This is a genomic window from Rhizobium sp. NPDC092011 (assembly GCF_044756305.1).
In the GTDB taxonomy this organism is placed as follows: Bacteria; Pseudomonadota; Alphaproteobacteria; order Rhizobiales; family Rhizobiaceae; genus Rhizobium.
Window position 1 is genome coordinate 905,545 of the sequence record NZ_JBIVSO010000001.1, and the last position, 13,816, is coordinate 919,360.

The following is a 13,816-nucleotide window of genomic DNA, read 5'->3' on the forward strand; positions in this document are numbered from 1 at the left end:
CTCCCGTCAGTTTTCGAGGCTGCCGGAGGCAGAGCGATCAGGCCAGAGAGCCTGAAGCTTGAGCGATGCGACGGCATTGTCGATGAAGCTGCGGTCGACCCAGGCTCTGAGATCGATGTCGCGGCGAATGAGCTTCTGCTCGCGGTCGAAGGCAATCCCGCTTTGATAGCGAGACACGAAGAAATCATCGAGACGTGGGTTATACTTCTGTCCGAGCGGGCCGCCGGCGTTGGATTTGCGGAGCACTTCGATGGGTGTGCCGGCGCGCGACCAGATCTGATAGGCCTCGTCGCGGTTCTTGTCGTCGGCAAGCCACTGAGCTGCCTTGACGAAGCCGGTCACGACTTTCTGTGTGGCCTCAGGATAGGCCTTGCGAAACTTGTCGGTCACGAGAAATGCACCGAAGCCTTCTCCGCCAACACCTGCATCGGAAGACTTGTAGAAGATCTTCGCGATGCCCTTGTCCTCAAGCGGAAGCAGGAAGTCCGCTCCAAACACCGCATCGACGCTCTTGGCTGCGATGGCTGCGAGCTGATCGGCATTCTTCAGGTCGACGATGGTGACGTCCTTTTCGGAGAGCCCGGCATTCTTCAGCGCCGTAATCAGCCCCCAATGAATGATGGTGGCCTTCTGGATCGCGACCTTCTTGCCCTTGAGATCCGCGATCGATTTGATGTCGAGGTCGGGTCGTGCCGCGCCGAAGATGGCGGTGCCGCCATAGGAGGCGAGAATGACGGTGTCCAGCCCATTCGCCTTGCCGATGATGTTCGGCACGGCACCATAGGAGGCAAAATCGAGCTGTCCGTTGGAGAGCGCTTCGTTGATGGCCGGGCCGGTGCCTGTGAAATAGGTGAACTCGACCTTGGTGGGCGTGCCTTTGAATTCATCGGCGATAAAGCCCTTGGCATCGGCGATCGCCTGCAGGCCCACGCCAAACGGGGTGCCGAATCCAAAACCTACATCACCGAAACGAATGTTGGCCGGTGCATCCTCTGCCTGCGATGGCGCTGCGCTCAAGGCGACCGCGGCTGCGAGCAGTAGGGACGAAAAAAGTCTTCGCATAGTTTTCTCCAGTCCGAGCATGATGCCCGAAAGTGTTAGCGGTTTTCGGGCGAAGTCATGTTGTAAGTATTTGATTATATGGAGGATCATGATGTTATTTCGCCTCGACCTAACATCGTCCGGCTCTAGGGAATGATCGTGCCGGCCTCGAAGATTCGGTAACTCATGTCGCCAGCCGTTCCGCGTGGCTTTGCGTTCTTCCATCCCATCTCGCGGCGGAAGCTGCCCATGATGCCGCGCGTCACGAGATCCGCTTCCGTTGCGCCTTCGATGCTTTCGGAAAGTGGGGAGACGTAAAGTGCATCGGTCGGGCAGAAAAGCTCGCAGAGAAAGCATGTCTGGCAATCCGCCTGGCGCGCGATGACAGGCACTCCGTCCGCAACCGCATCGAACACATTGTCCGGGCAGGCCTCCACGCAAAGATCACATTTGACGCAGCGGTCTGCGCTCACGATTTCGATCATGATGCTTCACTCATTACTTGGATGTCGGTCTGAAAGGCTGCCCATAGGCCATCGGTGCCGCCGGTCTCGATCGTGCGCAGCAGGGTCGGGTCTTCACTCGGAAAGTCCGGCCGGCGCTGAAGACCGCGGCTTTCCCTGCGCAGAAGCGCGCTTTCGGTCGACCATCGTGCCGTGGCGATAAACGCCTCGGCTTCTCGTGACCGGGCATTTCCAGCCAAGCGCCAGCTGCGATCGTCCCAAAGCGCGCGCAGATTTTCCGATGCTGTTTCCAACGTCGACTGGGTTCTGAAGAACCCGCCATCGAGAGGAAGAATGTGGCGTTTGGCCACCTCGATCACTGTCAGGACATCCGAGGGGCCGCCAGACGCCTTCTCGCCGGTAGGGCTGGTGACGCGGGAGACGCGCCGCGTTCGCCAGTTTCTGCCCAGCGCGCGAACGAACCTTGCCGCGTCTTCGCCGGCCCAGGAGCCCGTCGCCATCGCCCAGCTGGAATTCGGCCCGCCACCTCCCGAGGTCGCACCGGACATTCCTTGCCGGTTTGCCGCATCCCCGGCGGCAAAAAGGCCCGGAATCGTCGTTGTCGACCTATCATTGATCTTGAGGCCGCCGGTCCCGCGAACGGTTCCTTCGTGACGCAGAGTAATTGGAAACCGTTCGGTGAACGGATCGATACCCATTCTGTCGAACGGGACGAAGATATTGGGCTGGCCGCGGCGAAAACCCTCCTGGAGCCGGGGTGGGGCCTTGTCGAGTACAGCATAGACGGGCCCCTTGATGAGCTCGCGCGCGACGACGCTCTGGCGGTCGCCGCTCGACCCAAGAACATTTCCTTGCTCGTCGCTGAATGTCCCCCAGAAATAGACTACGCCTTTCGTCACGCTGGAATAGGCAGGAGAGATGCCGTACTGGGCGGAAAACTCCATTCCCGACAGAACAGCACCTGCCTCTGCGGCCATCAGATAGCCGTCGCCAGTCAGATTGTTGGTGCCGAGCGCCCCGCTGAGGAAGGCGCAGCCGCCCGTCGCGATGACGACGGCTCCAGCCCTGATCTCCAAGGTTTCTCCGGAGCGACGAAATCGAGCGAGCGCGCCGGCCGCGATCCCGTCGGATATCAGCAGCTCTTCCGCTGGACAGTGGTCGATGACCTTCACACCGGCCTTGATAAGCTTCTGGCGCATGAAACGAAGATAGTCCGGTCCGCGCAGCATGCCGCGATAAGGCCGTCCGTCTTCGTATTGAGGGAAGTCGTATCCCCATTCGGCAAGCAGATTGAGATTCTCGAAGGTGCGGTCGAGAACACGTTCGATCCGTTCGGGCTCGGAAAATCCATGACCGAGCCTGAGCCGCTGGGCGACCGTGGCGGCCCGCTCGGACGTGCCTCGTTTGGTGTAGATCGTCGTGGTATTGCCAGCAGCGGTCGCGCCGCTCGTGCCGACATAGCCCTTTTCGATCAGAACGACGTTTGCGCCGCTCGATACCGCGTTCCACGCAGCCCAGCATCCTGCCGGGCCGCCGCCAATGACAAGAACATCGGTATCCAAATGCAATGCTGTAACGGCCATGGTCCCTCTCTTTCTATTTAAGCTATTAAATTGATAGAGTTTATCTAGAAAGTTTTGTGCCGAAGGACGGCTCAGGAGGAGAAAATTATCCTAAACGACGGCACGCCGAGGGTGTTGGGCGCCAACATCAAGAAATAGAAGGACATTCTTGCGTAGGCACTGGCTGACGTTATTGGGGGCATTGCCCCGGCTCGCCAGATTTACGGAGAGGAACATGCGCAATCATCCCTAGCGGTGCGATCGATCAATCGGGTTTGCTCGGATCAGAATGCCGTGAAAGTCGGCAACGATTGGCCGCGCCGACTTTCACCATACGGCAAATGCCGAATTTATTCGGCGATGCGCACGATCAGCTTGCCAAAGTTCTTTCCTTCCAGGAGACCGAAGAAGGCTTCTGGCGCATTTTCAAGTCCGTCCACGATATCCTCTTTGTATCTAAGACGGCCCTCGGAAATCCATTTCGTCGCCTCTCGATAGAAGTCGGGGCGCTGATCAACGAATTCGCGCTGTATGAAGCCTCTGATCGTCAGGCTCTGGCGAAGAACAGCGCGCATGACGGTGGGGAGTTGATTGTGCCCTTCGGAAGCCTCGGCCCCGTCATTGTAGTGGGCGATCAACCCACAAACGGGGACGCGTGCGAAGTCGTTCAGCAGCGGGAAGACTGCATTCCAGACATGGCCGCCAACGTTCTCGAAATAGATATCGATTCCATTCGGGCAGGCGACTGCGAGCTGGCTGGCGAAATCGCCCGAGCGGTGGTCGATGGCAGCATCGAAGCCGAACTCATTGCGAATGTAATCGCATTTGTCTGCGCCGCCGGCGATCCCGACGACCCGTGCGCCGAAGATCTTGGCGATCTGGCCGACCGCGGAACCAACGGCGCCGCTTGCCGCCGCAACCACCAGCGTTTCGCCGGCTTTTGGCTTGCCGATGTTACGAAGCCCCGTATAGGCGGTGAAGCCCGGCATTCCGAGAATGCCGAGAGCCGCAGTGATGGGGGCTGCATCCGGATCGAGTTTACGCAGTGTTGCGCCGTCCGCGATCGCATGGGTTTGCCAGCCGGAATGCGAGAGCACGATATCGCCCGGCTTGAATGCCGCATCGCGACTGCTGACGACGCGCGCAACGGTCCCGCCTTCCATGACGCCACCGATTTCGACCGCCTTCGCATAGGATTTTGCATCGTCCATGCGGCCGCGCATATAGGGATCAAGCGAAAGATAGAGGATCTGGAGAAGAACTTCGCCATCGGCGAGATCGCGAACTTCCTCGCGCTCAAGCCGGAAGTTTGCCGCAACCGGCTTGCCGGACGGACGCGACGCAAGGACGATGCGCGAGGAGGTGGGTTTACTGGTCATGCCTGTGGTTCCTGCTTGCTAGTATCGGAATTCTAACCTTTGACGGGGAGTTCGCCAGCGCAATCGGTGGCGAACTACTGCTTGAACCAGAGCGCAACGCCGTTGGCCGCTTCGGCATCGACGAGCAAGCCGCCTTCGAAAGGCCTGGGTGAAAAGCCTCCACGGGCCAAGGCATCTGCTGCAGCCTCCAGCGAGCGGACCGTCATTCCGAGCGCCACCTTGCGCTCGTTGCCGTTAAAGTTCTGCGGGATGGCCGATCCGAAACGAGAATTCGCGCGCTCTTCGGATAGAATGCGAAGAACGGCCGTACCTGCCGGGATGGTGATGCCAGCATCGGTCGCTTCTGGCGTTGCTGACGGAAAGCCGTCGAGCAGTTCGATGATCGTTTGTGGTGTGCGGCTCACGATGAAGACATCGCTGATATTCAAGACGCCGTTCGGATGATTTTGATCGGCCGCGCGCCACACAAGCTCAGGCGTGTTGTGCTGGCAGAAGAAGAAGCGGCCACTGGAAAGCACCTCCGCGCCGATCTGGAACGTGCGGAAGCTCGCCGGCTTCTGCACTCCGTCCACCTCGACGGGGCGCGAGAAATCCTTCCAGTCCGTGACTGGCTTTCCCGCGCTCGCCAATTCGCGCTGTAGGGTTGCGGCATCGGTGGTGCGAAGGGCAAGGCCGTTGAGGCCGGGCGGATAGGACCAGAGATCTGCTCGCTTCTTTTCGCCCTCCGATGGAAAGCCGAGAAGTTCCAGATAGTTATCGCCGAAGATGGCAAGATGATTGATCGAGCCGAGAGTGTGGTAGCCGCGTGGGGTCAGCGCGAAGCCGAGCTTGCGATAGACATCGGCAGCGGTATCAAGCTTATCGTGTACGCCGATAACCGCGTGATCGAGAATGAGTGGCTGAGCCGTGGCGGGCATGACGAAGGTCTCCGAGCAAAGGGTCTGTTGGATGGCACCGATCTGGTCGAGGCGGCCTTGAGATCGGGCCGCATATCGGCGGCAAAATGAGAATCTTTAGTCTACTAATTTTGTAATCTATATAGCGCGGGAATTTTGGTGGCGATTCCGATTGATTCCAAAAGAGCCCCGGAACCGTGGAAAAGAATTCCAACCAGCATACGCATTGGCATTGGCGGCTTTAGGGATTTCGCCTCTTCCATTACCGGAATCTCGGATCAGCAGGACTTTTCAGGGATCGGTCAATTTCAGCAATATTCTTCGCCTTATGCCGACAAATAATCTATAAATTTTATCGACTAATAGCGTGTCCGGCGGCTATAAATTGACCGCATATCTGCTCTGGATCGTAGCAAGGGCGGCAGACGGAACCGATAGGCTGGAGGTAGACGACAATGACAACCCTGAATGAGTATCTCGGGCAGAAGCGGGCAGCTCTGTTGAACCGGCGCGAGCGCGTGAAATCGGGAGAGCTCGGCGCGGTTACATTGACGGCGAGCGCAAGCGCCGAGGGACGCAGCGGCGTGCGCCGGATCAGAATCCGGGATTTTCAGGTGATTTCCGACAGCCCGCCCGACTTTGCCGGCTACAATCTGGGGCCGTCGTCGCCGGAGCTGCTGCTGGGCTCGCTTTCCAGCTGTCTCACTCATACCTACCTGATCCATGCCTCCGATCAGGGCATACCGTTGGAGTCGCTTGATGCGGAAGTCACGGCCGCGATCGATGCCCGCGCCGGTGCCGAAGGCCACGAGAACGTGCCGGTCTATCCTCAGGATATCAGCTATCTGGTCACGCTGGTTTCTTCCGCAAGCGCCGAGGATATCGCCCGGTTGCAAGCGACTGTGGAGAAGCTATGCCCGATTCTCAACTTGCTGAAACGTGGAAACGAAGTGCATGGTCGGGTCGATCATCAACGGCCCGGCGCTTGAAGAGATGGGGAGGTGTCGTCGCTATGAGGTGAGCCGCCGGCGACCGGCGGCAACTCAATAGGCGGCAAGGAGATTCGTGCCGAAATCCGGTTCGACGCCGAGGATCGGTGCCGCGCGGCCGATGATGTCGTGAACCATCGGCGCCGCGGTTTCGGCGGCGAGGTTCAGGTTGTGTACCCCCGTCAGCGGCTGGTCGATGAAAGCCAGAACCACATATTTGGGGTTCTTCATGGGAAAGGCGGCCAGGAACGAATTGAAGCTGAGCTTATGCGAATAGACGCCGTGAATCACCTTGTTTGCGGTGCCAGTCTTTCCGCCGACGTGATAGCCAGGGACGTCGGCCATTCTGCCGGTGCCCTGCTCACCGTTCAACTGGAACAGGTAGCGGATGATATCGCTGGTGCTCTTCTTGACGATAAGCGTTTCCGTTTTTTCTGCCTCTTCCTGCGTGCGCGGAAGGAAAGTAGGCTCGATCAGCTTGCCGCCGTCAATCAGGGCTGCGCCTGCAACGGCGGTCTGCATGGGCGTGGTGGCGACGCCATGGCCGAACGCTATGGTAATGGAGTTGAGTTTTTTCCAAACTTTCGGCTGACTGGGCGTTTTCACCTCAGGCAGTTCCGTCTGCATCTTCGACAACAGTCCGAAGCGCGTCAAATAGGCCTTCTGATCGCTCATGCCCACCTTCTCCATCATCTTGGCGGTGCCGATGTTGGACGAATAGCGGAAGATTTCCGGGATCGACAGGACACGCCGGGGCACGTCACGGTCGTCATGGATGGTGAAGCCGCCGAAATGCAGGGGAGCGCTGGCGTCGAATGTGTCCGACAGCTTGACCGTACCCGTGTCGATGGCCAGCGCGATCGAGAAGGTCTTGAATACCGAGCCCATCTCGTCCGTGCCGTTCGACATCCGGTTCAGCCAACCCTTGTCGCCGTCCGCCTGCGGATCGTTCGGATCGAAATCGGGCGCGGAGGCCATGGCCAGCACTTCGCCGGTGTGGATGTCGAGAATGACGGCGCCTGCCGCCTGGCTCTGATAGCGGCCGATCGCATCCGACACGACATCATGGACGATGCTCTGGACACGCAGATCGACTGAAAGTTTGACGGGCTGCAGCGTATCCTGGCTCGTCAGGCCGGTGGAGTCGAGGTCCGACAGGCCCTGCATGTCGAGATACTTCTCCATTCCGGCCACGCCATGATTGTCGATATCGACATAGCCGAGAATGTGCGCGGCGGTGCGTCCGCCGGGGTAGAAGCGTTTGACCTCAGGCCGGAAGCCGATTGCCGGAATGCCGAGAGCCAGAATTTGGCTTTGCTGCTTCGGTGTCAGCTGGCGGCGTAGCCAGGCGAAGTGCGAGCGGTGATCGGCAAGCTTTTTAAAGAGGGATTTGCGGTCGATATCGGGAAAGACCGTCGCAATCTTCTCAACCGCTTCGTCGGGGTCGACGACGCGGTTCGGCTCTGCGAACATCGAGACGGTGCGGATGTCCGTTGCCATCAACTCGCCGTTTCTGTCGACGATATCGGGCCGGGCGGCGGTCACGCGTTCGGGCGGGATCGATGACGTGTCGTCTCTCGGCGCCATGCCGAACAAGGTCAGTCTGGCGAAGATCACGGCGTAGACCATGATCAGGCCGCCGCTAAGGATGACGATGCGCGTTTTTGCAAGCTTGCTTTGGCCCGTCGCCTGCATCGGCGGACGCCCGCGCGATCCCGGACCGAAGGTGAGCCTGACGAGGCGGCCGCTATTTGCGCTTAAAGCATGAATGATCGACATTATCGACTTATTCGCATGAGCTGGAAAAGCGGGCGTGCCTTTCGATCAAAGATTCATACGGCCAAGATGGTTAACAGGACCCTAATATTAAGGGAGCCTTTCCATTCATTCTGCAGGCATTGGCCAGCTCCCGCCTGATTTCGTCAAACGATGTTCAAGCGTACGGCATCAGTTCACATAGGCGCTCCGCCAGTCGCTCACTGCGCCGATGACTGATCCTTGTTCGTCAAAGAGATGGACGAAGGTTTCGCGGATAGCGGCGGGAACCCAGTCGCCAGCTCGCGCCCGACTAATGCCCCTTTGCGCAATCGTGAATGGCTGTCCATTCGCAGTCTCGGCGTGAATGATCGTTTCCGATCCCAAAACCTCGGTACTGTTGACGGCGACCTTAAAGGCGCTCTCGCCGACTTCCGCATGTTCGGGACGGATGCCGAGTGTCACAGGCGCTCCATCAGCCAGCTCGATCCTCCGTTCGCGAGCCAGCGAAACGTGCATGCCGCCGTCGAGGTCTATACCGATCTGGTCGCCGCGGCGCGCCACCTTTCCCGGCAACAGGTTCATCGGTGGCGCGCCGAGAAAGCGTGCGACGAAGAGATTCTTCGGGCGCGCATAGAGTTCCATCGGCGGCCCGACCTGCTCGACCCGCCCCGAGTTCAGGACGACGATCTGGTCGGCCATGGTCATCGCCTCCACCTGATCGTGGGTGACGTAAATCATGGTCGAGCCGAGCCGCCGGTGCAGGGCCGTGAGTTCGCCACGCATCTTGACGCGCAATTCGGCGTCGAGATTGCTGAGCGGTTCGTCGAAGAGGAAAGCTTTCGGCTCCTTGACGATCGCCCGGCCGATGGCGACGCGCTGGCTTTGCCCACCTGAAAGCTGGCTGGGACGTCGGGAAAGCAGATGTTCGATCTGCAGGATTTCTGCCGCCTTGGCGACGCGGGCGCCGATTTCCGCTTTCGCCAATCTTTGGTTCTCCAGGCCGAAGCGCAAGTTCTGCTCGACGCTCATATGCGGATAGAGGGCGTATGATTGGAACACCATCGCCATGCCACGGGCAGACGGAAGCAGATGATCGCAACGGTTGCCATCGATGCGGATTTCGCCCGAGGTCACTTCTTCCAAGCCTGCCATCATCCGCAACAAGGTCGATTTTCCGCAGCCTGAAGGACCGACGAAAACGGTAAAGGAACCATCGGCTACCGCCAGATCGATGCCATGGATGACCTCAAGGCTCTGGAAGGCCTTGCGGACCGATTTCAGTTCGATGCCTGCCATTATCCCATTGCTCCGATTTCGATCGACTGGCCTGCCGCAATGTGGCGGCGGTCGCCGAGTTGCCGGACGTGGTCACCGACTGCGATTTCACCGATGTCGAGGCTGCCGCCGAGAACGTTCAGACTGACCGCCCCGCTCCGCCGCGTCAACGTGCCGAATCCCGTTCCGGCCGACCAGAACAGGCGATAGTCGCCGTCAACCTTTGGTTTGAAGGTTACCCGGCCTGAAACCATGTCGGCCTGCAGGCCGGAAAATGCATTGACAAGCTGCCAGGCAGACATCGAACGCGCATAATAGGAGCCGCACTCTATGTCGTTCCATGGATTGCGTTTGCTCCCATCGTGGCGATCGCGCGCGCCGCGCACGATGTCCAGTCCTTCTTTGATCAACCCATGCATGATCATGTGCGAGGCGGACATATATTCAATGCCTGTCCAGACCTCCTCAGCGTAAGGGGCCGCTACCATCGGCTGGCGGATGCCCTCGGGATAGGTTGCGATCAGCAAGCCGGCCTCGTCCTCGAAGGCGTAGTTGCGGCAGGGGTTGAAATGATCCCTGAGCGTCGGGCGGAAATTATTGGCGTGGACAGACGAGAGTGCCGTCTGCACCTTGCCCGCATCGAGGAAGCCGCCGATCCCGGCCACTTCCGCATGCCATTGCCCAAGGATCTGGTCGGAGATGCAGCCTTCGCCCATCTGATATTTGAGTTCGGAAAACTCTTCCGACCAATAGGTCTCCATGAAACCATCCGCGAGCACGCCGGCCGCACGGCCAACATCGAAGGGGATCAGGACGCCTTTATCGGACAGATCGATTTTCTGAACGAACCAGCGGCCATTGAAGAGCGCATCGTCGATATAGGCGGCGCCGGCCTTGCCCATGCGTCCAGTCTTTTCCGAAAGGTCGGTATCGCCCAGAGCGGCCGCCATTTCAGACGTGGCGAGAAGGGCGGCGACATATATCGTGCCGAGCCAGGAATTCGGCCCGAACAGTTCCATGTCCAGTGTCTGGTGCTGCCTGCCCGACAGGATGCCCGTCGCATCGGGATCCCACCGGTCCGGATTGGCCGGCGACCAGGCATATTCGATGGCGCGTTTGACGTTCGGCCAGTAGCGACGCAGCCAGTCTGTGTCACCGGAAAGCTTCCAATCGCGATAGGTCTTGACGATCGCGCCGAAATGGCCGTCGGCGCAGGGGCCGATAATATCGAAGCCGGAACCGAGCGGCAGTTTCTGACGGAAGGTGAGGCCGCCCGTCGGCAGCTGGTTGTAGGTAAATTCCGTTTCCCGAAGCGTGCGCTCGATTGCGGGGAAAAGATGGGCGAGCGCCTGCTGGTAGTTCCAGACATGCGTGCAGGATCCCTCGCAGGAGCCGTCATTGGTGTGCTGCCCTTCCCAGGCCCAAAGCTCGCCGTTTTCGAGACGAATGCAGGTCGCGGTGCGCAGGAGCGCAAGCGTTGCGCTGGCCGCGTCCTTCACTTCTGCCGGCAATGTGGTGTCGAAAAGGCCATCTCGGAAAGAGGTTGTTGCCGCGGCTAATGCGCCCCAGCGCTTGAGCGCATCGCGGGCGCTGGCGTTCGAGTCCGGCCATTGTGTCGCGTGGTAGTTTTTCCAGCTCGGCGTCTGCCGTTCGGGAATGATGCCGTCCGGCTTGTCGCGATAGGCCCAGTAGATATCGCCCTCCGGAAAGCTCCAGGAAATCACAAATCGTACCGTCTTGCGGCCACCTGGCGGGACGGTTACGCGCACGCCGAGCGTGCCGTGTTCCGGCTGCTGGCTCATGTGTTTGGATGTTCTCGGATCGTCGTAGTGCCGTTTCGGCAGGCGGCCGGGCCGGGCGAACTCTTTCCAGTAGACCGCGAGATCGTCAAACCACTGGCCGCGATAGTGATGATCGGTGTGATCGACATCTTCGGCGTCCGTCGCGATCGTCAGGTCGCCGCGTTGCGTTGGCGGGAGGTCTTTGTCGGAAGACGTCAGATGCAGGCTGCTGATACCGTCCTGCTGCCGGAAATTGTGCGTGCCGCTATTGGCGCCGTAATTGCCGAGCGTGCCAGCAAGTGTGTAGGTGAGCGTGTCGGCGGTGTCGTTGACGATCTCGAATTCGAACATCGCGACCGGCATCGAGGAATCGCGGTCGTTATGCGGAATGAACGGGCTGAGAGCCGTCATCCGCACGCCGCCTGGGAAGCGTTCGTCGCTGAAGACCAGATCGGCAGTCGGGAAGCGACCGTAGAAATCGACCTTGCTGAAATGCGGGACGCCGACCAGGGTTTGCCGATTGGCACCGTGGCCGAAGCCGTCGAACATTTTGCGGATACCAGGTGCACCGGAAGGGTTGAGATCATAGGGACCGTTCAGCACCCGCGCATCGACGAGGACGCCATCCTTCTCGGCCTTGATCGCAAAATGCGAATAGCCGTTATAGCCTTGCAGAGCCGGCCGGTTGCGGATCGACCAGTCGATCAGCCGGCCGCTGCCGGAAATGGAAAAGCCACCGGAACCGATGCCGCCGAGCGGGAAGGCGATGTAGCGCGTGCGTTCGCCCTGATAGGCAAAACGCGGTTCGATGGAAGCAAGGTCGTCCCACATCATAAGCAAATCCCTCGATGTTAATTCTTGATGCCGCTCATCGTGATGCCTTCGATCACGAATTTCTGGGCGATGAGAAAGAGAAGCACGACGGGCAGGACCGACATGCTCATGGCCGCCATGACGACCGAAAGATTGCCCGAGCCCATGTAGCCGCGCAGGACATCCATCGCGACCGGAAGGGTGAGGGACTCGTTGGAACTCAGCAGCACCTTGGCCTGGAAATAATAGTTCCAGGTCTGGGTGAAGGTGATTATGCCAAGGGCTGACAAAGCCGGCCGAAGCTGCGGCAGCGATATACGCCAGAAGATCTTGAGATAGCCGGCGCCATCCATCAGGGCCGCTTCCTCGAGCGCCTTGGGCTGGCTCAGCATGAACTGGCGAACGAGGAAGACGCCGAAGCTGGATGTCAGATACATCAGCGCCAGGCCGATCGGACGATCGAGCAGACCAAGCTGCGCATAGCCTATATAGATCGGCAGGATGGTGACCTGTGCTGGGAACATGAGCCCGCAGAGCAGGATGAAAAACAGCGTGTCGCGGCCGCGGAACCGCAGTCGGGCAAAGGCAAACGCCGCAAGCGTGCAGGTGACGAGCTGGCCGACGGTGACGATGACGGCGATCATGACCGAATTGAAATAGATCTCCAGGAACGGCACGCGCGATGCAAGCACAGCCCGGTAGTTGGTGAGGTCGAAACTGGGCGGCAGGAAGCTTGGCGGCAGCTTGTAGGCTTCGCCGACCGGGCGAAACGACATGGAGAACAGCCACAGGAACGGCAGCAGCATGCCGAGCGCAAGGGCCAGCATGACGGCGATGATTGCCCAATCGATCCAGCGCTTTGCAGCGCGCGTTTCCATCGCGCCCATCATTGCTGCACCCATTGGCGCGAGACGATCTGCTGGATGGCCGTGATGATCAGGATGATGACGGTCATGACCACGGAGATCGATGCGGCATAGCCGATCTGGAAGCTGCCGAAGCCCTCCTCGACGATCAGGATGGACAGCGAGCGGGTGGAGTCTCCGGGCCCGCCCTGGGTCAGGATCACGATGGATTCGAAGACCTGCAGCGCGCCGATCGAGGCATAGACGATGCAGAAGAACACGACGGGCGATATGAAGGGTAGGGTGATGCGGAAGAATTGCCGCCATGCCGGCGTGCCGTCCATGACGGCTGCTTCGAGGATGTTTTTCGGTACACCCTGAAGGGCAGCGATGAAGATAATCATGAAGAAGCCGGTGTTCTTCCAGACATCCATGATGATGATCGACGTCATCGCATGATTGGCGTCCGTCAGCCAGCGCACGCCGGGCAGGCCGATCAGGCGCAAATAGTAATTTATCACCCCGAGATCATCGCCATAGAAATAGCTCCAGACGATCGACACGAAAGCGGCAGCGATGATGACGGGCAGGAAGAAGGCAAGCCGGAAAAAGTAGCGCAGCCAGCCCGGCATCGTCCGGTTGAGCGCCAATGCCAGGATAAGGCCGACCGAGACGTTGAAGGTCACGGCGAAGAAGGCGAAGCGCAGCGTGTTCCACAGGATTTGAAGTGACCGCTGGTCGGTAAAGAAGCGCGTGAAATTGTCGAGGCCGACCCATTGCGAACCGAGCATCGGATCATAGTAGGAGAAGGCGAGAATGACGGTCACGATGACAGGTGCGATGACGAAGGTCAGATAAAGCACCGTCGTCGGCAGAACGAAGAGATAGGCTGCGCGCGCCTGGGCACGGCTTAGGTCGGAAGGGCGGCGTCTTTCTGCGATCACACTCATAAGGACGTTGCTCGAAAGAGTTGAGGAGATTGATTGGCACGCTTCGGAAATCCCGCGGGCGCC

Annotated in this window: 11 protein-coding genes; 1 reads left to right on the top strand and 10 read right to left on the bottom strand. The window is 59.4% G+C overall.

Annotated elements, in window-relative coordinates:
• Positions 1-6: 6 nt before the first annotated feature.
• From ACIQJ2_RS04285 to ACIQJ2_RS04305, 5 genes are all read right to left on the bottom strand, one after another.
• The gene (locus ACIQJ2_RS04285) at positions 7-1,062 is read right to left on the bottom strand and encodes an ABC transporter substrate-binding protein (protein ID WP_400665438.1); all 1,056 of its coding nucleotides are present in this window, start codon (positions 1,060-1,062) and stop codon (positions 7-9) included.
• A gap of 125 nt (positions 1,063-1,187) precedes the next feature.
• Entirely contained in the window at positions 1,188-1,526 is a 339-nt protein-coding gene (locus ACIQJ2_RS04290) for a 4Fe-4S binding protein (RefSeq protein WP_400665436.1), read from the bottom strand.
• The gene (locus ACIQJ2_RS04295; RefSeq protein ID WP_400665434.1) at positions 1,523-3,088 is read right to left on the bottom strand and encodes an FAD-dependent oxidoreductase; all 1,566 of its coding nucleotides are present in this window, start codon (positions 3,086-3,088) and stop codon (positions 1,523-1,525) included. Before ACIQJ2_RS04295 ends, ACIQJ2_RS04290 begins: the two co-directional genes overlap by 4 nt.
• Positions 3,089-3,417: 329 nt before the next feature.
• A complete protein-coding gene (locus ACIQJ2_RS04300) occupies positions 3,418-4,446 on the bottom strand; it encodes an NADP-dependent oxidoreductase (protein ID WP_400665432.1) in 1,029 nt (342 codons plus the stop codon).
• A gap of 74 nt (positions 4,447-4,520) precedes the next feature.
• Complete coding sequence (locus ACIQJ2_RS04305; protein ID WP_400665430.1) at positions 4,521-5,363, bottom strand: VOC family protein; 843 nt, start codon at positions 5,361-5,363, stop codon at positions 4,521-4,523.
• Positions 5,364-5,797: 434 nt separating this feature from the next.
• On the opposite strand from ACIQJ2_RS04305, the gene ACIQJ2_RS04310 reads away from it, so the two are divergent.
• Positions 5,798-6,331: an OsmC family protein gene (locus ACIQJ2_RS04310; protein WP_400665428.1), complete on the top strand. Its 534-nt coding sequence runs from the start codon at positions 5,798-5,800 to the stop codon at positions 6,329-6,331.
• Positions 6,332-6,385: 54 nt separating this feature from the next.
• On the opposite strand, the gene ACIQJ2_RS04315 is transcribed toward ACIQJ2_RS04310, so the two are convergent.
• The 5 genes from ACIQJ2_RS04315 to ACIQJ2_RS04335 form a co-directional block, all read right to left on the bottom strand.
• Positions 6,386-8,110, bottom strand: a complete 1,725-nt coding sequence (locus ACIQJ2_RS04315; RefSeq protein ID WP_199143116.1) for a penicillin-binding protein 2 — start codon at positions 8,108-8,110, stop codon at positions 6,386-6,388.
• 168 nt (positions 8,111-8,278) lie between these two features.
• Entirely contained in the window at positions 8,279-9,385 is a 1,107-nt protein-coding gene (locus ACIQJ2_RS04320; RefSeq protein WP_400665425.1) for an ABC transporter ATP-binding protein, read from the bottom strand.
• Positions 9,385-11,979: a GH116 family glycosyl-hydrolase gene (locus tag ACIQJ2_RS04325; RefSeq protein WP_400665423.1), complete on the bottom strand. Its 2,595-nt coding sequence runs from the start codon at positions 11,977-11,979 to the stop codon at positions 9,385-9,387. The genes ACIQJ2_RS04320 and ACIQJ2_RS04325 overlap by 1 nt, the downstream gene beginning before the upstream one ends.
• 17 nt (positions 11,980-11,996) lie before the next feature.
• Positions 11,997-12,836 (bottom strand): carbohydrate ABC transporter permease, encoded by an 840-nt coding sequence (locus tag ACIQJ2_RS04330; protein WP_246774771.1) that lies wholly within the window; start codon positions 12,834-12,836, stop codon positions 11,997-11,999.
• Between the two features lie 8 nt (positions 12,837-12,844).
• Positions 12,845-13,753 (bottom strand): carbohydrate ABC transporter permease, encoded by a 909-nt coding sequence (locus ACIQJ2_RS04335; RefSeq protein ID WP_400665420.1) that lies wholly within the window; start codon positions 13,751-13,753, stop codon positions 12,845-12,847.
• Positions 13,754-13,816 lie beyond the last annotated feature (63 nt).

Coding starts and splice junctions, on each gene's coding strand:
- ACIQJ2_RS04305 (WP_400665430.1), bottom strand. CDS start 5,363: ATGCCCGCCACGGCTCAGCCACTCATTCTCGATCACGCGGTTATCGGC.
- ACIQJ2_RS04320 (WP_400665425.1), bottom strand. CDS start 9,385: ATGGCAGGCATCGAACTGAAATCGGTCCGCAAGGCCTTCCAGAGCCTT.
- ACIQJ2_RS04335 (WP_400665420.1), bottom strand. CDS start 13,753: ATGAGTGTGATCGCAGAAAGACGCCGCCCTTCCGACCTAAGCCGTGCC.
- ACIQJ2_RS04285 (WP_400665438.1), bottom strand. CDS start 1,062: ATGCGAAGACTTTTTTCGTCCCTACTGCTCGCAGCCGCGGTCGCCTTG.
- ACIQJ2_RS04300 (WP_400665432.1), bottom strand. CDS start 4,446: ATGACCAGTAAACCCACCTCCTCGCGCATCGTCCTTGCGTCGCGTCCG.
- ACIQJ2_RS04290 (WP_400665436.1), bottom strand. CDS start 1,526: ATGATCGAAATCGTGAGCGCAGACCGCTGCGTCAAATGTGATCTTTGC.
- ACIQJ2_RS04325 (WP_400665423.1), bottom strand. CDS start 11,979: ATGATGTGGGACGACCTTGCTTCCATCGAACCGCGTTTTGCCTATCAG.
- ACIQJ2_RS04330 (WP_246774771.1), bottom strand. CDS start 12,836: ATGGAAACGCGCGCTGCAAAGCGCTGGATCGATTGGGCAATCATCGCC.
- ACIQJ2_RS04310 (WP_400665428.1), top strand. CDS start 5,798: ATGACAACCCTGAATGAGTATCTCGGGCAGAAGCGGGCAGCTCTGTTG.
- ACIQJ2_RS04315 (WP_199143116.1), bottom strand. CDS start 8,110: ATGTCGATCATTCATGCTTTAAGCGCAAATAGCGGCCGCCTCGTCAGG.
- ACIQJ2_RS04295 (WP_400665434.1), bottom strand. CDS start 3,088: ATGGCCGTTACAGCATTGCATTTGGATACCGATGTTCTTGTCATTGGC.